The organism is Humiphilus diazotrophicus (assembly GCF_059726315.1).
In genome coordinates this window covers 1,554,105-1,573,915 of sequence record NZ_AP040870.1, presented here as the reverse complement: position 1 = coordinate 1,573,915, position 19,811 = coordinate 1,554,105, and the positions used below count along the sequence as shown (strand labels likewise).

Annotated in this window: 24 protein-coding genes; 21 read left to right on the top strand and 3 right to left on the bottom strand. The window is 51.2% G+C overall.

Annotated features, from left to right (window positions below; genetic code table 11):
• Positions 1-37 precede the first annotated feature (37 nt).
• Positions 38-454 carry a flagellar hook capping FlgD N-terminal domain-containing protein gene (locus tag AC6I7T_RS07760; protein ID WP_497792780.1) on the top strand — a complete coding sequence of 139 codons (417 nt, stop codon included), beginning with the start codon at positions 38-40 and terminating at the stop codon, positions 452-454.
• 71 nt (positions 455-525) lie between these two features.
• Positions 526-1,869 (top strand): flagellar hook protein FlgE, encoded by a 1,344-nt coding sequence (locus tag AC6I7T_RS07755; protein ID WP_497792779.1) that lies wholly within the window; start codon positions 526-528, stop codon positions 1,867-1,869.
• Positions 1,870-1,974: 105 nt separating this feature from the next.
• On the opposite strand, the gene AC6I7T_RS07750 is transcribed toward AC6I7T_RS07755, so the two are convergent.
• Complete coding sequence (locus AC6I7T_RS07750; protein ID WP_497792778.1) at positions 1,975-2,463, bottom strand: flagellar protein FlhE; 489 nt, start codon at positions 2,461-2,463, stop codon at positions 1,975-1,977.
• Positions 2,464-2,884: 421 nt separating this feature from the next.
• Here AC6I7T_RS07750 and AC6I7T_RS07745 point away from each other — a divergent pair, with 421 nt between their 5' ends.
• Genes AC6I7T_RS07745 through AC6I7T_RS07695 form a run of 11 tightly spaced genes read left to right on the top strand, consistent with a single transcriptional unit; the run spans position 2,885 to position 12,615 of the window.
• The gene (locus tag AC6I7T_RS07745; RefSeq protein WP_497794571.1) at positions 2,885-3,268 is read left to right on the top strand and encodes a FliM/FliN family flagellar motor switch protein; all 384 of its coding nucleotides are present in this window, start codon (positions 2,885-2,887) and stop codon (positions 3,266-3,268) included.
• 18 nt (positions 3,269-3,286) lie between these two features.
• Positions 3,287-3,637: a flagellar biosynthetic protein FliO gene (locus tag AC6I7T_RS07740; RefSeq protein ID WP_497792777.1), complete on the top strand. Its 351-nt coding sequence runs from the start codon at positions 3,287-3,289 to the stop codon at positions 3,635-3,637.
• On the top strand, positions 3,631-4,332 hold the full coding sequence (gene fliP / locus AC6I7T_RS07735; RefSeq protein ID WP_497792776.1) for a flagellar type III secretion system pore protein FliP: 702 nt from the start codon (positions 3,631-3,633) through the stop codon (positions 4,330-4,332). Before AC6I7T_RS07740 ends, fliP begins: the two co-directional genes overlap by 7 nt.
• A 12-nt stretch (positions 4,333-4,344) precedes the next feature.
• Positions 4,345-4,614, top strand: coding sequence for a flagellar biosynthetic protein FliQ (locus AC6I7T_RS07730; RefSeq protein WP_497792775.1), 270 nt, complete (start codon positions 4,345-4,347; stop codon positions 4,612-4,614).
• 57 nt (positions 4,615-4,671) lie between these two features.
• The gene (locus AC6I7T_RS07725; RefSeq protein WP_497792774.1) at positions 4,672-5,457 is read left to right on the top strand and encodes a flagellar biosynthetic protein FliR; all 786 of its coding nucleotides are present in this window, start codon (positions 4,672-4,674) and stop codon (positions 5,455-5,457) included.
• An 18-nt stretch (positions 5,458-5,475) separates the two neighbouring features.
• Positions 5,476-6,669, top strand: a complete 1,194-nt coding sequence (locus AC6I7T_RS07720; RefSeq protein ID WP_497792773.1) for an EscU/YscU/HrcU family type III secretion system export apparatus switch protein — start codon at positions 5,476-5,478, stop codon at positions 6,667-6,669.
• On the top strand, positions 6,666-8,786 hold the full coding sequence (gene flhA, locus AC6I7T_RS07715) for a flagellar biosynthesis protein FlhA (protein WP_497792772.1): 2,121 nt from the start codon (positions 6,666-6,668) through the stop codon (positions 8,784-8,786). Before AC6I7T_RS07720 ends, flhA begins: the two co-directional genes overlap by 4 nt.
• Positions 8,787-8,810: 24 nt before the next feature.
• Positions 8,811-9,779, top strand: coding sequence for a FliA/WhiG family RNA polymerase sigma factor (locus AC6I7T_RS07710; RefSeq protein WP_497792771.1), 969 nt, complete (start codon positions 8,811-8,813; stop codon positions 9,777-9,779).
• 44 nt (positions 9,780-9,823) lie between these two features.
• A complete protein-coding gene (locus AC6I7T_RS07705; RefSeq protein ID WP_497792770.1) occupies positions 9,824-10,807 on the top strand; it encodes a flagellar motor switch protein FliM in 984 nt (327 codons plus the stop codon).
• Between the two features lie 54 nt (positions 10,808-10,861).
• Positions 10,862-11,716: a FliM/FliN family flagellar motor switch protein gene (locus AC6I7T_RS07700; RefSeq protein WP_497792769.1), complete on the top strand. Its 855-nt coding sequence runs from the start codon at positions 10,862-10,864 to the stop codon at positions 11,714-11,716.
• A complete protein-coding gene (locus tag AC6I7T_RS07695; protein ID WP_497792768.1) occupies positions 11,704-12,615 on the top strand; it encodes a cyclic di-GMP-binding domain-containing protein, MshE-related in 912 nt (303 codons plus the stop codon). Before AC6I7T_RS07700 ends, AC6I7T_RS07695 begins: the two co-directional genes overlap by 13 nt.
• Positions 12,616-12,811: 196 nt before the next feature.
• Here AC6I7T_RS07695 and AC6I7T_RS07690 read toward each other — a convergent pair whose 3' ends face one another.
• A complete protein-coding gene (locus tag AC6I7T_RS07690) occupies positions 12,812-13,426 on the bottom strand; it encodes an IS630 family transposase (protein WP_497794570.1) in 615 nt (204 codons plus the stop codon).
• Positions 13,315-13,761, bottom strand: a complete 447-nt coding sequence (locus tag AC6I7T_RS07685; RefSeq protein ID WP_497794660.1) for a helix-turn-helix domain-containing protein — start codon at positions 13,759-13,761, stop codon at positions 13,315-13,317. The genes AC6I7T_RS07690 and AC6I7T_RS07685 overlap by 112 nt, the downstream gene beginning before the upstream one ends.
• A gap of 362 nt (positions 13,762-14,123) precedes the next feature.
• On the opposite strand from AC6I7T_RS07685, the gene AC6I7T_RS07680 reads away from it, so the two are divergent.
• From AC6I7T_RS07680 to AC6I7T_RS07645, 8 genes are all read left to right on the top strand, one after another.
• Complete coding sequence (locus tag AC6I7T_RS07680) at positions 14,124-14,507, top strand: response regulator (RefSeq protein WP_497792767.1); 384 nt, start codon at positions 14,124-14,126, stop codon at positions 14,505-14,507.
• A gap of 73 nt (positions 14,508-14,580) precedes the next feature.
• Positions 14,581-15,069 carry a chemotaxis protein CheX gene (locus tag AC6I7T_RS07675; RefSeq protein WP_497792766.1) on the top strand — a complete coding sequence of 163 codons (489 nt, stop codon included), beginning with the start codon at positions 14,581-14,583 and terminating at the stop codon, positions 15,067-15,069.
• Between the two features lie 377 nt (positions 15,070-15,446).
• Positions 15,447-16,187 (top strand): flagellar hook-basal body protein, encoded by a 741-nt coding sequence (locus AC6I7T_RS07670; protein WP_497792765.1) that lies wholly within the window; start codon positions 15,447-15,449, stop codon positions 16,185-16,187.
• A 29-nt stretch (positions 16,188-16,216) separates the two neighbouring features.
• Positions 16,217-17,011: a flagellar basal-body rod protein FlgG gene (flgG, locus tag AC6I7T_RS07665; protein ID WP_497792764.1), complete on the top strand. Its 795-nt coding sequence runs from the start codon at positions 16,217-16,219 to the stop codon at positions 17,009-17,011.
• A 20-nt stretch (positions 17,012-17,031) separates the two neighbouring features.
• Entirely contained in the window at positions 17,032-17,466 is a 435-nt protein-coding gene (locus tag AC6I7T_RS07660; RefSeq protein WP_497792763.1) for a flagella basal body P-ring formation protein FlgA, read from the top strand.
• Positions 17,463-18,200: a flagellar basal body L-ring protein FlgH gene (locus tag AC6I7T_RS07655; protein ID WP_497792761.1), complete on the top strand. Its 738-nt coding sequence runs from the start codon at positions 17,463-17,465 to the stop codon at positions 18,198-18,200. Before AC6I7T_RS07660 ends, AC6I7T_RS07655 begins: the two co-directional genes overlap by 4 nt.
• A 15-nt stretch (positions 18,201-18,215) precedes the next feature.
• Positions 18,216-19,445 (top strand): flagellar basal body P-ring protein FlgI, encoded by a 1,230-nt coding sequence (locus AC6I7T_RS07650; RefSeq protein ID WP_497792760.1) that lies wholly within the window; start codon positions 18,216-18,218, stop codon positions 19,443-19,445.
• Positions 19,445-19,795 carry a hypothetical protein gene (locus AC6I7T_RS07645; protein ID WP_497792759.1) on the top strand — a complete coding sequence of 117 codons (351 nt, stop codon included), beginning with the start codon at positions 19,445-19,447 and terminating at the stop codon, positions 19,793-19,795. The genes AC6I7T_RS07650 and AC6I7T_RS07645 overlap by 1 nt, the downstream gene beginning before the upstream one ends.
• Positions 19,796-19,811: the final 16 nt, after the last annotated feature.

Sequence of the window (19,811 nt, the reverse complement as noted above, 5' to 3'; positions counted from 1 at the left end):
AATTTGTAACTCATAGAGAGTGAATGAAGGAGTGGGCATGAATGTTTCCGCTTTACAAGGTGCAACTCAGGGCGCATCGGCTCTAGGTGTTAATGCGAAGGCGGCTGCGTCTACCAGCAGCTCGACCTCAAGCAGCAGCTCAACGGGTGGCATCAGTATTACGGCTAACGACTTCCTAACTTTGTTGGTCACGGAGTTGAAAAATCAGGATCCAACAAACACCACCGATCCCAATCAGTATGTGAACCAGCTAGTGCAGATCAATTCACTGCAACAATTGATTGGTATCAATAGTGGGGTTACTAAGCTTGACAACGCTCTCCATGTCACCGCGTCAAGCCAATCTTCAGCGATTTCAGGTGGTGCGCAGGCGGCAACGAATAACCCGTACGCAAATGCCTCCTCGAATTCCACGGACAAGGCAGCTGCAGTTGCAAATGCCTTGACGAAGTAATGCATAGGTTTTGTAGCCAGCATGGCCATAATGGCCGAAATAACACGAGTAACTAACGGAGGAATATCTAAATGCCATCATTTTCCATTCCGCTGAGCGGCCTGTCGGCTACCTCAACAGCGCTGAATACCATTTCCAATAACTTGTCGAACCTGAATACGAGCGCCTACAAGTCCCAGAAGACTCAATTCAGCGATATGCTTTACCAATCCATGGGATCAAATGGTGCAGGCGATCCTCAGAGTGTCGGTTCAGGTGTAAAGATCAGCGCAATCTCCACGAATTTTTCGAGCACATCTTCCACAGGGACCTCTCTTGCCACCGACATGGCAATCGATGGGGATGGCTTCTTTGTCGTAACAGATAGCAGCGGTGCCAAGTACTATACCCGTAACGGTAATTTTAGGACCAGCGACACCGGGCAATTAACCACTCAGAACGGTGAATATGTCATGGGATATCCCGTTAACTCCTCTGGAGTGGTGGATACCAGCGCTGCCTTGACTGCGATTACTCTGCCTGTCAATTCGGTTGAGACCCCGCACGCGACCAAAAATGCAGTTGTTCAGGGAACCCTTGATCCCAATGCGACAACAGCAAGTACTGTTTCTCCGGCTTCGCTTATCATTTATGATTCCTTGGGTGTAGCTCATACAGCTACAGTTACTTTCAAGAAGGACCCTAGCGGTACTGCGGGTGTTTGGGATTACAGTGTCACAATGCCGGGCTCAGATTTCACATCAGGCGGCGCCGGAGCTGTGACGCTTTCTTCGGGAACAATGACGTTTGACGCCAATGGTAATATGACAGGTGTTAATGCTACTAACACTGCCGGAGGTAATTCTCCAACTGGAACAGCGAATGCTGCCACGCCTGGGCTGACCATTTCAACTGCAACCCATTCCTTTGCTGATGGAGCAAGTCTCTCGTCCTTTACCTGGACGCTATTTGATGCCAATGGCGTGGGAGAAATGAATCAGGTTGCAAGTTCTGGTAATGGGACTTCAGGAAACAATTCTTCCATTAAGAACGCACTAACAGATGGCAATACAAGTTCGAAGTACAGTGGATTTACTGTCGATTCCGACGGTACTGTAAGGGCTAAATATGAAAATGGCGATACGTCCGTTTTGGGGCAAGTAGCTATTGGCTCTGTAACGAATGAGCAGGGTCTGAAAGCGATGGGAAACAACCTCTACGCTACAACAAGTTCATCCGGCGATGCCGCCATTGGTGTAGCCGGTACTGGCGGACGTGGCAAGGTTAAGGATACTTATCTTGAGAACTCTAACGTCGATATTTCGACAGAGTTCGCAAATCTGATCGTTGCAGAACGTGCGTATGAGGCAAATGCCAAATCCGTCACAACCTTCGACACTATCAGCCAGGATACTATTAATTTGATCCGTTCGTAGTGAGGTTGTTGACTTCATCAATGCATAGGACTTACTTGGCCGCTAGGGGCTAATCGCCTTAGCGGTCAAGTAGGGTGTATGCATACTTAGTTTTTGATGTCGCTTTTAGGGGATTTTTGCATACCAGTTCAGGATAACTTGGGAGTCGGTGTTCCACCTGTATTCAGGAGAGAGTCGACCTGTTCCGGGAACTTTAAATTTTAAGTAAAACTCGATATTTGCGACAGGTATTCCTCTCCACGTATCGGATGTTCCGTGAGGTGTATTACTTATGTCATCGCAAAATTCCCTCGAAGGCGTGACGCTGCTGTCGACACCGCATAGTTTCGCGTAGGCACTGTGGGCTGGATCAAAGCCCCAGGTCCAAGCTACAACTGTGATCAGTGCAGAGCTCGGGAGGTTATTTTTGTTGGGGAATAATAAATTCCCGTAGGCTGGTACTCTATATTCAACACCTTTTTGACTCACTGTAGGCCATTGCTCATTTTTGACCCAATTTGCTGTCACTGTGCCAGCTTGATCAGCGAAAAGGGCTGGTGAGAAGGACAATATTCCGATCAGAGTGATAAAAGCTTTGTTGAAGAAGCGCATCATTATTTAGATCTCCTCAAGTCGTAACATAGAAATAACGCGAGGAAGCATAAAACGAAACAATCTATGTTATATAGACTGGCAGCAATGTTAGACCTGCAGGCCGAATCTGAGTAGGTTACTTTAGTCTAGTTATTAACTAGTGCTTGTGCTATAGACCTGACTATATCAATTCCACGTTTTGCCTCGGAATAGTGCTGCCAGATGGAGTGCGCAGGGGATACCGTTAGTGTGTCGTAGTTGTGGTTTAGTGGCTATGGCAATTGTTTTAAGGAGTCTGGTAACTATTCCCAGAGGCATCCGTGGCGTTGTGCCGTGTGGTGCTCAAGCACATCAATTTCTTGATTAGAGTTCTCTAATTTTCCTGCCTTCATTCCGGTCCATCGACTGCACATCCCTTTCGCGAAAGGTTGAGGTGTAGGTGATGACCCCTAGTCCCAATGAAAATGAGAATCCGGTTATAAAGTCCGAGGCCGTCCCTGATGCGCCTGAGGAAGCACAGGAATCCACTGAAAATGCGCTAGTTATGACTGATCTCCCGGCTGAAGAGAAAGCCAAGATTCGTCTTGGAGAGATTCTTGCGGCTGAGTCCGCGTTGGGCGCACTTCCTGTTGAATTAAAAGTGGCTATTCCTATTCCTGCCTTCCGGGTTCGAGATCTGGTCACGATCGAAAAGGGCCGTGTTCTCTCCAGCGATTGGGCTAATGGCGAAGATCTCCCACTTTCCTGCGGCGATATCCAGTTGGTTTGGACCGAATTTGAAGTAGTAGATCAGCGATTGGCTGTTCGTGTTACCCGCCTGGCATAAACAAAGAGGTATGAATTCATGCAGATAGCCGAGATGGTATTGGGGCCTGCCGGACAGACTCCGGCGATTGCTAAGCAGCAACCTCCAATGCCCCCTATTGTGGAAAAGATCAAGAACCTTCTTTCTAGGGTGAAGAAGCTGGTTGCTCCTATGTCGGGAGAGCAAAAGGCTGCCTTGACCATTTCGGGGCGCGTCTCTCTTGGTCCTAAAAAGAGCCTGGTCTTGGTTGAGGTTCATGGTCAATCCATTTTGGTTGCGATGTCGGGTGATTCGACCCCTGCTTTGATGGCAATATCGGATGCTTCACAGATCGATCAGGCAGAGCCGAAGAAGCGGCCAACAGTTCGGAAAGGACGGACGAGTTGTTAGGTTCTGTATTTTCTTTGGCAGCTGCAACGGCTGCTCCTCTTCTTCCCAACCTGGATGCTCGCATGGCCCCAGGAAACTCAACGCCTTGGGTTATTGTTTTTGCCCTGACGCTGATCACCTTGCTGCCAGCCATTTTGCTATCAATGACGCCTCTAGTGCGTCTGCTGGTGGTTTTCCATTTTCTTCGCCAGGCGCTCGGGACGAATACGGCTCCAAGCAATCAGGTCTTGATGGGATTGGGGCTAATGATGACTTGGTTCCTGATGCAGCCGGTCCTTGTATCTGTGGATCAGCAGGCAGTCGAGCCTTATCGCCAGGGTCAGATTACGGGTTGGCAGGCAATTGATAAGGGATCGGAACCAGTCAAGAAGTTTATGTTGCACTATGCGCGGGAAAAGGATCTGGCCTTATTTGCCTCCGCTGCTAAAGTAGGCCGCCCACATACTCCAGAAGACCTGCCGATGCAGGTTGTTGTTCCTGCCTACATGATTTCGGAGTTGAAAGCTGGCTTTCAGATTGGGGCAATTCTCTTTTTACCCTTTCTACTTATCGACATGGTGACAGCATCCGTTACCACAGCAATTGGTATGTTCCAGTTACCACCTGTGGTCGTTTCCACCCCGTTGAAGATTTTGCTGTTTGTCATGGTAGATGGTTGGAATCTTTTGACAAGTTCTCTGCTGAAGAGTTTTTAGAGGAGTGATGAGATGGGTCCAGATCAAGTTGCAGAATTGATGCGGCACCTCCTCTTGGAGTGCCTGATTCTTTCCATTCCTATCCTCATCACCTCAATGGGGGCGGGTTTCCTTCTGAGTTTGTTTCAGACCCTGACCTCGCTTCAGGAGCAGACTTTTACGGTGGTTCCCAAGCTACTGCTCGTCGCCGTGGTGATGATGGTGGGCATGCCCTGGTATCTCCGTCGGCTTCTCGAATACACGATAAGGCTGTATTCCGATTTCCATCGTTTTCTCGGATAACGGGATGTTCGAACTGCCAGTCCCAATGCGAATTCAAAAGGTTTAGGGGGGGATCCGGTGACATCGGCATCGTCAGTGAATTGGCCTGCAATGGCAAGTGCCATGGTCTTGGTGCTTTTGCGCGTAAGCGGCCTGATGGTATTTGCCCCTTTCTTTTCATCTCAGGTTTTTCCTCGCAGAGTTAAAGCCATGCTGGCTATCACAATAGCCTGGGCGCTATGCCCCATAGTTACCGGTTTGCCGATGGCCCATTCCGAAATTAGTTTCAGTGCCATATTGGGAGAATTGTCTGTCGGATTAATCTACGGGCTCGTGCTGATGATGCTGAATGAGGTCATGATTTTTGCAGGGCAAGTGATGGGAGTCCAGTTCAGCTTTTCACTGGTCAATTTGATGGACCCTACAACGCAGGTGCAGACAGCCATATTGGGCGAGCTCTTTTCCACCTACGGGGTCTTCATGATGGTGGCAGCTGGACTTCATCGGACGATGTTGGCGGCAATCATGCGCAGTTTTGTAATTGCTCCGGTTGGAGCTGTTGCAATGAGTGCCAAGACGGGGGCAGCAATAGCTGCGATGTTCGGCGGTGTCTTCCTCTGTGCCCTACAGCTTGCGGCTCCTGTAATTGCCGCAACTGTGTTGGTGGAATTGGCTATTGGCCTTCTGGGAAGAATGTCTCCTCAGATTCCGGTGCTCTCATTCACGGTGCCGGCAAAGGCCATCATCGGATACGTGCTGTTGATTGGATCTCTGGCCTTGTGGCCCCGGTATATCGAGACCCACTTCAATGGCCTTCTGAATCAAGCGACGATGCTTCTTCAGCAGTGTGTTGTGAAGAGCTAAGGGTTCGAGAAAGAAAGCATGGCAGGCGAGCGCACAGAAAAAGCGTCATCACGAAAAAGGCAGAAAGCTCGGGAAAAAGGCGATTTTGTCCGAAGCCGGGAACTGCTTTCCGGTGCGTCCATGCTGGCCGGTGTTATGACTTTGGGGTATGTGGCTCCACGGTTTGTGAGCGGATGGGCAGCTGCATATAGTGACTTTCTCCATATCGGTGTTACTGGAAGCTTTGATGGAAGCCAACAATTGGCGACCATTTTCAAGATGCGCAATATTGCGCTGACCGCGTTATCGCCTTTGGCCTGGGTCCTCGTTGCCAGCGTGGGTGCGGCACTGCTGATTGGTGTTGCTCAAAATCGGGGATTGGGATTCTATGCTGAGAGCCTTCAGCCGAAATTTGACAGGTTGAATCCGGTTAGCAATCTTCAGCAGCTATTTTCGATACGGTCGATTACCAAGCTTGCTAAGGTCATGATTCCCGCGGCGATCCTGCTGATGCTGGCGGTCAAGAGAATTGAACACCAGGCGCAACTGGCGCCAATGAGTATCTCTCATCTGACGGAATTGGCCGAGGATGGCTACTTCCTGTTGAAGAGTACGGCATGGATCATCTTTGGTTGGTCTGCAATTGATTATGCGACCGAATGGTTTAGCTGGGAAAAGAAGATGAAGATGTCGAAGCAGGACATGCGTGATGAAATGAAGGAGTCCGAAGGAAGCCCCGAGATCAAGGGTCGAATTCGTGGTCTGCAGCGGCAAATGCGCATGCGTCAGCTGAAAGCGGATGTTGCCCGTGCGACCGTCGTCATCACGAATCCGACACACTTTGCCGTAGCACTAAGCTTCGATTTCGAGACCATGGAAGCCCCTAAGGTGCTGACGAAGGGCCGCAATCTTCTCGCACAGAAGATTAAAGAGGAAGCACGGTGGGCAGGAGTTCCGATTGTAGAGAACCCGCCTTTGGCCCGCTCCCTTTATCGCACGGTAGAGCCTGGTCAGCCGATTCCTGCAGACCTGTACGCTGCTGTAGCGGCAATTTTGGCATATCTCTTCCGTCAGCAGGTGGAAGAGAAGATGCGGCGAGACAAGGCTCAACAAGCTGCGCGAGCACAGGCACAAGCACAGTCAAAAGCAAATAACCAGAAGACGTCTAGTCTCGCTACCTCGCTCCTTATGGGAACCTCGCAGCCTGACATGACGACAAGGACCGGATTATGAGCACGACAGCAATTGCTCCTTCGGGAGCCGTTCAGCCAGGATCGCAAGGGCTATTGGGAAAGATTTCGAAAATCGCCAGAGAATTCATGCTGCCGATCGGGGCCATCAGCGTGGTTTTTGTCATGCTGGTGCCGCTACCTGCGGTCATGTTGGATTTGCTTCTGGCGCTGTCGATGGCTGCGTCCGTCATGGTCTTTTTGACGGCAGTTCAGGTCCGCAAGGCTGTTGACATGTCGGTCTTTCCGACCTTGTTACTGTTGCTCACGCTCTTCCGCCTTTCACTGAATATTGCCTCCAGTCGAAGGATTTTGCTGCACGGACACGAAGGTACAGCGGCCGCCGGAAATGTCATTGAGGCCTTTGGGCAATTCGTCGTAGGCGGTAATTATGTTGTAGGTTTCGTAATCTTCCTGGCCTTGACTGCGATCCAGTTCTTGGTGGTTAGCCATGGCGCTGTACGTACGGCAGAAGTTACTGCACGTTTTACCTTGGATGCTCTGCCAGGTAAGCAGATGGCGATTGACGCCGATTTGAATGCCGGCATGATCGATGAGGCTGGAGCAAGAAAACGGCGCGAGTCAATCGCTAAGGAAGCTGAGTTTTATGGCGCCATGGACGGTGCCTCTCGATTCAATCAGCGTGATGCTCTGGCAACAATCCTGATTACTGCGATTAACATCATCGCTGGATTATTAATCGGAACTCTGCAGCAGGGCATTGATGTGACTGAAGCCCTCAAAACTTACACGATTCTAACCGTGGGCGATGGACTGGTAACTTTGATTCCGTCCTTGTTTGTCTCGGTAGCCGGTGGCATCGTGTTAACACGTACTTCTACTTCCGGAACATTGGGCGGAGAATTAGGCTCTCAAATCTTCAAGCGTCCATCCACGCTTTACATTGCCAGCGGCGTGATCGCTGGAATGTGCCTGATTCCTGGTTTGCCCAAGATCCCATTTCTCCTGGTTGCAGGCTCCTTGGCCTATGCGGGTCGGACCTTGGGCAAAGAACAAGCGGCAACCGGTTCTGAAACGGCGGCTGACAAGAAAGCCAAGGCAGACAAGACCCAACCTGAGAATCTTGCCGGGCTCTTGCATCTTGACGATCTGACGTTGGAGATTGGGTATCAGCTGATACCTTTGGTTGACGAAAAGCAGGGCGGACAGCTGTTGAACCGTGTCCGCACTTTGCGCCGTCACCTTGCCTCCGATCTTGGATTTCTGGTTCCGCCGGTACACATCTCTGATAATTTGCGCCTGCGTCCTCGTGAGTATGTCTGCTCCTTGCGCGGGATTGAGATCGGCCGTTGGCAGACAGAAGCCAATCACATGCTGGCTGTTTCTGCCGATCCTAATCGTCGTCCGTTGCCTGGCAAGGAGACCCGAGAACCTGCCTTTGGTGTGCCTGCAATCTGGATTCAGTCGAATCTGGAGGATCAAGCCATGGCTGCCGGATACTCTGTAGTCGATCCTGTTACAGTTCTTAGTACCCACCTTGGTGAGATGATTCGTCAGAATGCTCACGAATTGCTGAGCAGAGCTGAGACAAAACGTCTGCTCGACAGTATTAACGACACTCATCCAAAGCTTGTCGAGGAGCTGGTTCCCAAGCTTCTGTCTCTAGGCGAAGTTCAAAAGGTATTACAGCAGCTCTTGCGGGAACGTGTTTCCATACGCGATCTTGGGACTATTCTTGAAGCTATGGTAGAAGCCGCTCCAGTCAATCGTAGCCTTCCATTTCTGGTTGAGTCTGTTCGTCAGGCCTTGTCTCGTAGACTAGTACGCCCGTTGCTGGATAACGAGGGTGTATTGCCTGTGCTTCTCTTCGATCCGTCTCTCGAAGAGGAATTGATGAGTAGTTTCTCAAGTGAGCAAACTATTCGTATGCTTTCCGATGGACAAATCCGCACAACGCCGGTTTTAAAGAGGGTCATCGATTCTTTGAAACACTTAATCGGCGGTCAATCTTCTGCGGCCCTTCCCGTGCTCCTATGTCCAAGTCCGGCACGATATCACCTGAGGCGTTGGCTCGAACCGCTGCTTCCGAGGATTACGGTATTGTCGCCCTCCGAAGTGCCGGCGGAGACTAAGCTACGGCCAGTAGGTACGATCAAGTAAGGGGTCGAGAAGCAGGCGGCAAAGATGAGCAGACAGCGTCCGGAGGTTGGGCAGGAAAAAATGCAGAATATGGGCAGAGAATCAGTATCGGCCAAATCTGGGATGGGTGGTTCCCCTAGTACACCCCACCCAGCAGTTTCCCTGGGCTTTGATTCAGGGCTAGACGGGGAGCATGTGGCATTGCCCCAAGTGGAAAGCTATCGTTCCGCTGGAGGATCCACACCCGCGGAGTTGACCCCCGAGCAGGAGCGGGTCTTGTTGGAGCACCTGCCGATCGTACGATTCCTCGCGAGACGGGTACATGAAAGACTGCCGCAGCATGTCGATATGGAAGATCTTGTATCCGCGGGCGTTTTAGGTCTGATGGATGCGTTTTCTAAATTCGATCCGGCTAAGAAAGTGCAGTTTCGCAGCTATGCTCAATTTCGAATTCGTGGAGCCATCCTTGATAGCTTGAGAACCCTGGACTGGAGTCCTCGAGACCTTCGTCGTAAGGGCCGCGCTATTGAAGAGGCTATTCGCACTCTTACTGCTCGCCTGGGACGGCCTCCTGTCGAGGCAGAAATCGCTACCGAGATGCAGATGGATCTGGGCGATTACCAGCAATTGCTCGGCGAGATCAAGGGGCTTGAGATCGGAACGCTTCACACGGAACATTCCGAAGATTCCGGTGAAGAAGAGTTGGCATATATTCCAAACCGGCCTGAAGACGACCCTCTCTTTCGTTGTCTTCGTGGAGAACTGCAGGATCGGTTAACGGAAGGCATTGCCAATCTCCCCGAACGTGAACGCCTGGTGATGACGCTTTACTACTACGAAGAAATGACCATGAAAGAGATTGGTTTGACTCTCGGAGTTGTTGAGTCCCGGGTTTCGCAGATTCATGCTTCGGCGGTTTTACATCTTCGTGCCATGCTGGCAGATCTGGCTTCGGCTGGAACCCTGCAGAAGACGAAGGGGAAATCGGCGAAAGGTTCTAAAGCGAGTCGTTAATTGTCGCATCCGTACGCTGAGCAAGCGTCGGAAGGATGAGGATTATGGAGAAGGTACTCAAGCAAGACGAAATAGACGCTCTCTTCCAGGCGGCTCGTTCGCGTACGACGCAGACGCAGGTCGACAACAAGATCAAGGTTTATCCATACAATTTCAACGCCTCTGGGCAGATCAACAACGAACAGATGCGTGCCATCAGCTTGTTGAACGATTTGTTCGCTCGTAACTTGACCCATAATCTCGGTGCATGGTTGCGGTGTAAGTTTCAGGTCAATCTGGTTTCCGCTGAACAGATGCCTTTTAACGAGTTCATGCTGCGCATTCCTGAGCTCTCGTATGTCGGATCTGTTCGCCTGGAGCCTCTTGGCGCACTATCTGTTCTTCAGCTGGATCTGGCCTTGGCTCCGCCGATGGTCGATCTTCTCCTGGGTGGAGAAGGCAAGCCTGGAGCCTTGCGTGAAGTAACAGATATTGAAGAATCCATCCTGGCCAGTGTTGTTGAAGTGATCTGCCGTGAACTTAGTTCTGCGTGGCAGTCTGTTGGATTGAACTTCAACTTTGAACGCCGCCAGATGCAGACACAGATTGCCCGTCTGATGCCTGTAACAGAAAAGACACTTTGTCTGAGCTTTGAAATAAGAATGCCCGGTTCCAGCGGTTTGTTGAATCTGGCATTTCCTGCGGTTGTATCCAATACCATTTTGCGCAGGCTGGTTGGTGACCGCGGACGCCGTCGCCATCCACCGGAGACGCGTCAGCGCATGTGGCAGCGCGTTGCGGATCTGCGGTTTGGTTCTTCCTTGCAGTTGCCTCCTATCAAAGTGCAGGGACGTGATCTCGAGGGTCTGAAGCCAGGAAAGATTTTGCGGTTGAACTTATCTGCTGGAGAAACATCTGAGCTGAGGGTATCCGGAGTTCCGGTATTCCATGCTCTCCCTGTAAAGCATGGAGAACATCGCGCGGCTCATTTAAAAGAAACAATGAAATACGTAGCGAGTACCGAGACTTTCGAAGGGACCGGACAGTGACGGCATACGCAAAAGAGTTGACTGAGGTGCATATGGTGGAGGGTGACAACTAAGATGGGCTCGAAAATTTCATTCCTCGAATATTGGTATCCGATTGCTTCAACCCTGTTTGGGCAGGCGTTAGCTGGGGAACCCAAATTGTCCGAAGGGCTGCCAAAGCCGCTGCTTGGCGGAGCCTTGGTCTTTGTTGCCGAGTTTGGTCAGGATTTTACAGGTAAGTTCACGATCATGCTCGATCGGAACGTCCTTTCCGAGCCGTTATTTGGCGAAGGTTCCGATCAGGAGGCCGGTTGGAAAGAGCTGCTGAAAGAGATCTGTGATGCTGCCTCCGGAGAGCTCTATCAGCGTACGAAGAAGACAGCGCAGGTTAAGAGCTTCCAGATCATCGATGCTCAGTCTTCTGCAAACGGGGCCTATGAACTTCGACTTGGATCGAAGGCTTGGACTATCCTCGTTCGCGATCAAGTGGCAGAAGCGCCTGCTGCGGACGCCGCACAGGCTAAGCCCGCGGCTCCTGCACCTGCAGTATCGGCATCAGCTGCTGCACCCGCAGCTCCTGCTGCTCAGCCGGCAGTTGCAGCTTCCGCTCCGGCACAAAGCTCCTCTCCTTCGAATCCCGTAGCAGATACGGCCCTTACCAATCGTGGTATGGAGCTCTTGCTGGATGTTGAGTTGGAGGCATCTCTTCGCTTTGGTTCACGTGAATTGCCGCTCAGTGAAATTCTCGAGCTTGGACCTGGCGACGTTGTCCATCTGGATCGTCATATCGCAGATCCGGTCGATCTGCTGATCGGCGACAAGATTGTCGCTCGTGGCGAAGTTGTTTTGGTAAACGGAAATTTTGGTTTGCGGGTAACAGAAGTTGCTGAACCGCAGAAGCGACTGGAGAGTATTCGATGCCTCTTCTAAATACCGACATGATCGGCACTGAATTAGTTTTACGGCAGCCCTTACGTGCCGTAAGGACGAAGAAGATTAGCACGTCTCTATTCCCGGAATGCGGGAATCCGCTCTGCGAAAGTGGCAGACTGCATTTGTGGCGGAATCGTGCCGTACCGGTATTTGAAGGGCGCTGGGCTTGCTCTGAAGACTGCATGATCTCCATGATGACTTCCGCTCTGGTACGCGAATTCGATGGCGGCCAGCCTGCGCCGGAGCAGCATCGCCATCGTCTGCCGTTAGGACTCCTATTGCTCTCTCAAGGCGTGATTACGCAGGAGCAGCTCAAGGCCTCTCTCGATGCACAGAAGGCTGCTGGAAGCGGAAAGCTGGGAACCTGGTTGATGCGTCAGCATGGTGTCCAGGAGAAGCACATTACTCGTGCACTTGGAATTCAATGGGGCTGCCCTGTCTTTTCGGTAGAAGGCCATCAGGCAGAATTGATTGCTCCCTTAATGCCTCGTTTGCTGGTTGAAGCTTTCGGTGTGCTTCCTCTGCGTGTAGCTGCAGGGCAAATCCTGTACGTAGCGTTCGAGGATCGTATCGATGCCTGTGTGACTCTGGCATTGGAGCGTATGACGAAGCTTCGTGTAGAGCCGGGTCTCTTGCAGGGATCGGATTTCCAAAGGATCTACCATCGCATGCTGAATGCTGCTTATCCGAAGGTCCGGCTCATTGAAGTTGCGAATAACGCAGCATTGACCGGTGTTCTGAGCCGGATTATTGAATCCGAGAAGCCTGTACAATCGCGCATTGTTCGTATCCATGACTGTGTCTGGCTCCGCATGTGGAAGAGAAACGGTATGGGACCGATTCCTCGCCGCGATGGCGTCGAAGATGTGGTTTGCTCATTTGGCAGAGCAAATTAGGTATTAAGAACAATGTCCGCAACGTTGTAGACAAAGCTACTAAAAGCTCATGCAGCTTTCTGTTGGAGAAAGCTGCATTTGTGTATTGTCGGGGAGTCTATGCCTGGAAGCATTTCCCCCATAGGTATAGACACGCTGAAGAGAGCGAAGAGCGGCTTTCTTTCCATTCCAGCAAACTAGAGCATTTCCCCTTCAGCTATACACCGTGAAAACAAAGACGAAACCATGCCTGAGCGTTGGCCGGTGAGATTTCGCCAAGGGCTTGAGAGATCGCCTGATCCAGAGCATCGGTGGTTCGAGCCTTGAGTTGACGAAGGATCTGCTTGAGCTTGGCCCAAGCTTTTTCAATGGGATTCAAGTCGGGGGAGTAGGGCGGCAGGTAAAGCAACTCGGCCTGGCATGCCTCAATGCGCTGACGGACTCCATCGACCTTATGCGAGCTGAGATTATCCATGACCACTACATCGCCGGCTTGCAAGGCTGGGCAGAGGACTTTGTCGAGAAAGGCGAGGAATATTTCCCGATCCGTAGCCGCTTCGATGCTCATGGCAGCAAGGATGCCGCGGGTGCTCATGGCGCCCAGAATGGTGAGGATCTGCCAATTGCCTTCCGGAGTGCTCTCGTGGATTCGTTGCCCACTTGGCGCACGTCCGTACAAACGGGTCATACGTGTGGTCACACCGCTTTCGTCCAGGAAGATCAGCTTTTCTGGCGCGATCGTACCGAGACGTTCGACGAATTCCTTTCGTCGCCGACGATTTTCTTCGCTATCTCGCTCGCTGGCGTGGAGTGACTTTTTTTCAACTTCAATCCCATCTGCTGCAGCGCACGGGCTACTTGGGAGTGGCCGATTGTTACGCCGCAATCGGTGCGCAACTTGTCTTGCAATTGCTCCAGCGTCAAATCCGGCTCTTTCTTCAGCCAAGCACGCAGCTGCTCTCGTGGCCCATCGAATAGCTTGCGTGGGATGCCGCGCTGCTGCTCTACACGCTCCATCTGACCCGTGCGAAGAAACTGACGTCGCAGCTTCTTTCCATAGTCCACACTGACCATGAAACGCTCGGCTAATTCCTCCAGCGTTCCCTCATCCTGCTCATAAGCGGACAAAAACCTCCGCCGCAGGTCATCGGAATATGCCTTCGCCATCAAATATTTGCTACGCAGAGTATCGCCTAAAATCAGTGTACACCTAAAAGGGAAATGCTCTAAAAATACAGGTTGGGACGCTTGGGCTTTGGCGAAAAGACGCGTAAGCTTCTGTGCGTTGCTGTACGTCTTTGCAGGAAATGCTCTGGCTGGAAATGCTTCAGTGACTGTTTCTTTCGATATTCTAAAGTCTTGAATTTACGGGCGAAAGCGTGTGATTAACGCTTTCGCCCGTTGTCGCATGACACATAAGTTGTAGGAAACAAGAGGATTCCTCCTACTCTGTCTGTGTCGCAAAGTGAAGACCCCCCTCTAGTTCTTGGACGACCTGCCGATAAAGTCATTACCGCAAGGAGTGAGGAATGAGCGAAGTTCGCACCTTAATCGTCGACGACTCGTCGGTGATGCGTAAGATTGTTGAACGGGCCCTGCGTCAGGCCGGGCTCGAGCTGAGCGCAGTTCATGAGGCTTCGAGTGGCACTGAAGCCCTCGAAGTTCTGCGAGCAAATACCGTCGATTTGATCTTGTCCGATATCAACATGCCATCGATGGATGGGCTGGAGTTTCTGCGCCAGCTTAGAGAACAGAATTTAGCCCCAGATGTACCTGTAGTCATGATTACGACGGAAAGCAGCGAAGAGCACGTAAAACAAGCAATCGTCGCAGGTGCCCAGGGTTATATTCGCAAGCCATTTACCCCGGAGCAGGTTAAAGATCGCGTCCTGCCGTTGCTCGTGCCAGCCTAGGACGTACGATGCCGGAGTCGGAAATCTCCGGCCCTTGGCTTATTACAGTCAAGGTAAAACACGGAGATTAACCATGCCCCTATCGTTTCGTGATTCGCTACACGTCGTTACCGACCCGGGTCATCTCGACGCGAGTGTCGAAGAGGTCTTCCGGCTGATGCTGGGAGTTAACTGTGAACATATTAAAGGTCCCATCGAGAAGGAATTGGATACCATCACTGCCGTAGTCGGGTTTGGTGGCGTCCTAAGTGGAGCTTGCGTCTTTCGTGCTGGAGAGTCTGTAGCTCGCAGAATGGCCACACTCCTAACAGGAGTTGAGCAATCTACCCTCGATGATACTGTCAAGGACGCAATCGGAGAGATATGCAATATGCTAGCCGGTGCCTGGAAGGGCAGAATGCCGGATCTTTCAGCAAATTGTATGCTGTCTGTTCCTGCGGTTGTGACAGGGCGCGATTACAACATCCACGTACAGAGTCCAGAGTTTCGTTTGGATCACATCTATCGTTTCGAACAGAAGCAGGCATTTGAAGTCACGATTATCTGTGACGGGCTCAAGTAAAGCGGAATTTCCAGCAAACCCAGATAGGTGAGGTATGGCTTAGCCCAGCGTATAAAGGCTTATGCGCTGGGACTCCGTTTCCTCCAAAGTTTCACTTGGCTCTAAAGCGAATTGGTTTGCTGTAGAGTACTGTCTCCTCCCCCAATTCCATTGAGTTCTCACATTTTTCGGCAATTTTTTCTTACGGTGTGAGCCATCTCTTCTTATTGCATCCTTCAAGCGGCCTTTCCTGGTTGCTGCTTCAGCTCTTGGATTATTAGAAACTTCACAGGATTCCTGTCTCTAACTTGGGTCGGTTGTCTCTTAGGTTGCTCTAATCTCGTTTTTTGTCCTTTGGTACTTTACCTGCAAGCTTTCTCCTCGCAAGGAGGAGCGAAGTGGATAGCGGGTATTATGCGGCCTTTTCAGGTCTGGTAGCACGCTCACAGGCGCTTGATACAGCGGCCAGCAACCTCTCCAATTCCAGTACTACCGGTTTTCGCGCTGAGCGCGATTATTTCCGGAATGCGGTCTTTGGGCCTCATGCTCTTGAGTCTCAGTTGAATCGTACTGTGAATGATTTCGGGGTTTTGGGTGGCAACTCTATCGATCTTGGCCAGGGAGCGTTATCGCAAACTGGCAATCCTCTCGACGTTGCCATCGAAGGCTCAGGCTTTTTTGCCGTTCAGTCAGCCAACAATGCCATTCGCTATACGAGAGATGGTTCTTTCCGGCGCGCGGTCGATGGCAAGCTGATTACTTCGACTGGTGAACTTGTGCTCAATGCGCAGGGGAAGCCGATCTCCGTGCCTCCAGGAACGGTCACGATTGGCAAAGACGGTTCGATCTCCGTTGCGGGTGGCGTTGTCGCAACTCTTGGGGTTTTCACCTTTCCAAAGGGAACGGAAATGATTCCTGAGGGTGTGAATCGTTTGGTCCCACCCAAAGGCGTGAAGCCGCAGCAGGCGCGGGATGCAAGTGTGCACCAGGGAGCATTGGAATCTTCCAATCAGGACATTGTTCAGGGGACCCTGCAGTTGGTCCTTGTTCAGCGTCAGGCAGAGATGATGCAGAAAGCTCTCTCTATTTTTCATTCTGAGTTTAATAAGATCGCTAGCCAGGATTTGGCCAAGGTCTAGCGCTCAAAATCTAAAGGAGCAAAAAATCAATGATACGAGCGCTATATACAGCAGCCAGTGGCATGAGCGCACAGCAAGCGAATCTGGATACGATTGCCAATAACCTGGCTAACTCGTCGACCGCGGGCTTCCGTGAACGTCGTATTCAGTTCCAGGACATGATTTACCAAAATGTGGTCACCCCTGGCGCAGGACAGAGCCAGTCGACCGTTTCGGCCGGTCTGCAAATTGGACTTGGAACGAAATCGGTGGCCAGCGAAGTTATTCAGACCCAGGGTGATCCAAATCAGACTGGGAATCAGTACGACATTATGATCCAGGGATCGGGATTTTTCCAGATCCAGCGTACAGATGGAACGATTGGCTATACTCGGTCGGGCAGCTTCCATTTAAATAATCAGGGTCAGATTGTAACGGCCGATGGCGATCCGCTTCTTCCTAATATCACCGTCCCGAATAATGCGACTTCGGTCACCATCACGAAGTATGGCAATGTAAATGCCACTATTCCTGGACAGCAAAATCCAACACAGTTGGGACAGATCCAATTGGCAACTTTCCCAAATCCCGGAGGGTTGAACAGTATTGGCGGTAACATGCTCACTTCGACACTGTCCTCCGGTGATCCGATTCTGGCGAATCCGGGCGATACTCAGGGCCTTGGCACTCTGCAACAAGGATATCTGGAGAACTCAAACGTAGATGTTGTTACCGAGTTTGTGCAGATGGTTCTTGCTCAGCGCGCTTACGAGAGCAACTCCAAGGTAATTAAGGCTGCTGACGACATGTACAGCCAGGCAAATAACCTGCCGCGGAATAGCTAAGTTAAGTTCTGGTGATGAAGATGAACCGGTGGTTTTTAGCGGGTGCTCTTATCTCGGCAATGTTGGGTGTTGGCGCAGAGGCGCAACAGTCGCGGATTATCGACGACACGGCCCTCAATATTCGTTGGGTATTGATTCCAAATCTGGAGCACCCCGCTGGTCCAGCTCATTGGGTGCCTTCTGGGGCGGTGCCTCCAGCACCTGCTGTAAAAGAGCAGGCAAAAGCCAAGGAGCCCGTAAAGCCCGAAGTTCTGATTCACTCCGGAGATGCTGTTACCGTTTTGCACGAAACAGAGACCTCAAGGCTGCAATTGGAAGCAAAAGCTTTGGGAACCGCTACAAAGGGTGAAAGATTGCGCATTCGCTTGAAGACCGGAGCCGTGGTAGACGCGGTGGCAACCGCTCCCGGACGCGTTGATTTAGTTCCACACTTCTTTGCAAGGAGAGAGCCATGAGACGGCAAATTATAAGAACCATATGCCTGATAGCCCTTCTGCCGATCTGCTTCTCCTCTAGTCTGTATGCAGCTGGATTGTTGGGCGTCGGCAAAAAGTCTTCCAATCCAAAGCCGACACCACCGGCTTCTGCTTTGCAGGCGTATGTCGAGAGAGTTCGTGCGCAGAGTGCATCAGAGGTTAAATCTACAGGTTCTCTCTGGAGCCCCACGGGAAGTTTGACCCGTCTGGGTGCCGATGTGAAGGCTGTTCATTTGCACGATGTTGTTTCAATCGTAGTCTCTGAGAGCTTGGCTGCTTCGACCGATGGATCGGTGAAAAATTCCCGCTCCAGCAGCGCGAATTCGTCAGTCTCCTCTCTGTTCGGCAAGTTAAGTACAGCTAACAGTATGAATAACCTGGTCGGTCAATCATCCTCTTCTGCGCTAAATGCGCAGGGGCAGAGTGTAACCAATTCCAGCTTATCGACAATCTTGGGTGGGGAAGTGGTTGATGTTCTTCCCAACGGCATGATGATTATCCAAGCCACCCGGCAATTGACCTTTAGTCAGCAGACTCAGCTGATTCGCATGCGCGGCATGATCCGTCCTGAGGACGTAAACGCAGAAAATCAAGTGCCTTCCACTGCGATCACTGATATGGAATTGGAAGTTGTCGGAAAAGGTATTATCAACGACTACACCTACCGCCAGAATCCACTTGTACGTTGGCTACAGCGGTTACTGATCTTCTAGGAGCAGACGATTCTCATGAGAGCGTTAGTTTTGGGGCAATTCTCCTTCGGGAACTTTTCGAAGCTTCTAGTCAAATGCGGTCTTTCCGTGCGGCAGAGCCGCGTTTCGACGCTATTTGCAGGGGTTCGCGGAGCGGCTTTCGTGGCTCTGACGAGTTTGGTCCTGTCTCCAGTTTGTCATGCAGCCGCTAAGGTAGAGATGACAAAGCTGACCCGGGTGAAGGATGTCGCAACGATTGAAGGCATTCGGGATAACCAACTCATTGGGTACGGAATTGTCGTTGGATTGAACAGAACGGGCGATAGCACACAAACCATCTTTCCAATGCAGACCTTGATCTCTACGTTGCAGAAGATGGGGGTAACTCTACCACAAGCTGATGCCTCGACCTTGCGTACACAAAATATGGCAGCTGTTTTTCTTGCTGCCACTTTGCCTCCGTTCAGTCAGCCTGGAACGAAAGTCGATGTAACTGTTTCGTCTGCCGGTGATGCAAAGAGCCTGGAGGGTGGACTGCTCCTAATGTCTCCGCTTTATGGCCCAGACGGTCAGATCTATGCGCAGGCACAGGGCCCGCTAGTTTTGGGTGGCTATTCGGTAGGCACTAATGGAAATCTCAAGCAACTGAACCACCCTACAACAGCAAGAATTCCTTCTGGGGGAATGGTAGAGCGTGCAGTTCCCTTTGATTGGAAGCAAATGCATTCTTTGACGGTTTTGCTGAATCAGGCAGATTTTCGTACGGCTGAAGGAATGGCAAATGCGATCAACAACGAGCTCCGTCGCCCAATCGCTCATGCGATCGACAGTCGTCGGGTTGACCTTGTTCTGCAGCAAGGTGAGGATATCCCCAATTTGCTGGCTCGGGTAGAAGCTGTTCAAATGTCAGTCTTTCCAAGGGCAAAGGTGGTTGTAAACGAGCGTACCGGAACGGTCGTCATCGGAGGCGATGTCCGCCTGCAGCCGGTTTCGATCCTTCATGGTGGATTGGCTGTTAACGTAGTCAGCCAATATCAGGTTTCCCAGCCGAATGCCTTCGGGCAGGGAACAACGGAAGTTGTTCAACAGACAACAGTTCAGGCACAAGATCGGCCTGTGAACCGCATCGAATTGAAGGAGGGCGCGACAGTGGATGACCTGGTGCAGAACTTGCAACAGATCGGGGCTTCTGCTCGCGATGTAATTTCTATCCTCCAGGCGATGAAGGAAGCAGGATCGTTAGACGCGGAATTGGAGGTTCTCTAGTGGATTCTTCTATATCGAACTCGGTCGCAAATACCGTCAAACCTGCAGCTTACAGCAATTTGCAGCCGCGACTGGTTCGTGCAACCCATGATTTTGAAGCTTCGATGATGAGCGAACTGATGAAACCTCTTCAGAACGACCCTCTCTTCAGCGAAGACGACAGCGACAGCAGTTCTGGCAGTGGAAATGCTCTTTCGGGCTTTTCTGCCGAGTCTTTAGGTCGGGCTCTTTCCGAACATGGCGGCTTTGGGATCGCGAAGCGTATTCTGGATCACTTCGAGAGCAAAGAAGCTGTAAAATCAACAACTTCTAACGGAAATACTTCGTCGTTGACGGGTGCAAATTACTAAAGTTATAACGGGGCTT

Coding starts and splice junctions, on each gene's coding strand:
- AC6I7T_RS07730 (WP_497792775.1), top strand. CDS start 4,345: ATGGGTCCAGATCAAGTTGCAGAATTGATGCGGCACCTCCTCTTGGAG.
- AC6I7T_RS07680 (WP_497792767.1), top strand. CDS start 14,124: ATGAGCGAAGTTCGCACCTTAATCGTCGACGACTCGTCGGTGATGCGT.
- AC6I7T_RS07700 (WP_497792769.1), top strand. CDS start 10,862: ATGGGCTCGAAAATTTCATTCCTCGAATATTGGTATCCGATTGCTTCA.
- flhA (WP_497792772.1), top strand. CDS start 6,666: ATGAGCACGACAGCAATTGCTCCTTCGGGAGCCGTTCAGCCAGGATCG.
- AC6I7T_RS07720 (WP_497792773.1), top strand. CDS start 5,476: ATGGCAGGCGAGCGCACAGAAAAAGCGTCATCACGAAAAAGGCAGAAA.
- AC6I7T_RS07650 (WP_497792760.1), top strand. CDS start 18,216: ATGAGAGCGTTAGTTTTGGGGCAATTCTCCTTCGGGAACTTTTCGAAG.
- AC6I7T_RS07685 (WP_497794660.1), bottom strand. CDS start 13,761: ATGGCGAAGGCATATTCCGATGACCTGCGGCGGAGGTTTTTGTCCGCT.
- AC6I7T_RS07740 (WP_497792777.1), top strand. CDS start 3,287: ATGCAGATAGCCGAGATGGTATTGGGGCCTGCCGGACAGACTCCGGCG.
- AC6I7T_RS07655 (WP_497792761.1), top strand. CDS start 17,463: ATGAGACGGCAAATTATAAGAACCATATGCCTGATAGCCCTTCTGCCG.
- AC6I7T_RS07750 (WP_497792778.1), bottom strand. CDS start 2,463: ATGATGCGCTTCTTCAACAAAGCTTTTATCACTCTGATCGGAATATTG.
- AC6I7T_RS07675 (WP_497792766.1), top strand. CDS start 14,581: ATGCCCCTATCGTTTCGTGATTCGCTACACGTCGTTACCGACCCGGGT.
- AC6I7T_RS07695 (WP_497792768.1), top strand. CDS start 11,704: ATGCCTCTTCTAAATACCGACATGATCGGCACTGAATTAGTTTTACGG.
- AC6I7T_RS07745 (WP_497794571.1), top strand. CDS start 2,885: ATGACCCCTAGTCCCAATGAAAATGAGAATCCGGTTATAAAGTCCGAG.
- AC6I7T_RS07710 (WP_497792771.1), top strand. CDS start 8,811: ATGAGCAGACAGCGTCCGGAGGTTGGGCAGGAAAAAATGCAGAATATG.
- flgG (WP_497792764.1), top strand. CDS start 16,217: ATGATACGAGCGCTATATACAGCAGCCAGTGGCATGAGCGCACAGCAA.
- AC6I7T_RS07755 (WP_497792779.1), top strand. CDS start 526: ATGCCATCATTTTCCATTCCGCTGAGCGGCCTGTCGGCTACCTCAACA.
- AC6I7T_RS07705 (WP_497792770.1), top strand. CDS start 9,824: ATGGAGAAGGTACTCAAGCAAGACGAAATAGACGCTCTCTTCCAGGCG.
- AC6I7T_RS07660 (WP_497792763.1), top strand. CDS start 17,032: ATGAACCGGTGGTTTTTAGCGGGTGCTCTTATCTCGGCAATGTTGGGT.
- AC6I7T_RS07760 (WP_497792780.1), top strand. CDS start 38: ATGAATGTTTCCGCTTTACAAGGTGCAACTCAGGGCGCATCGGCTCTA.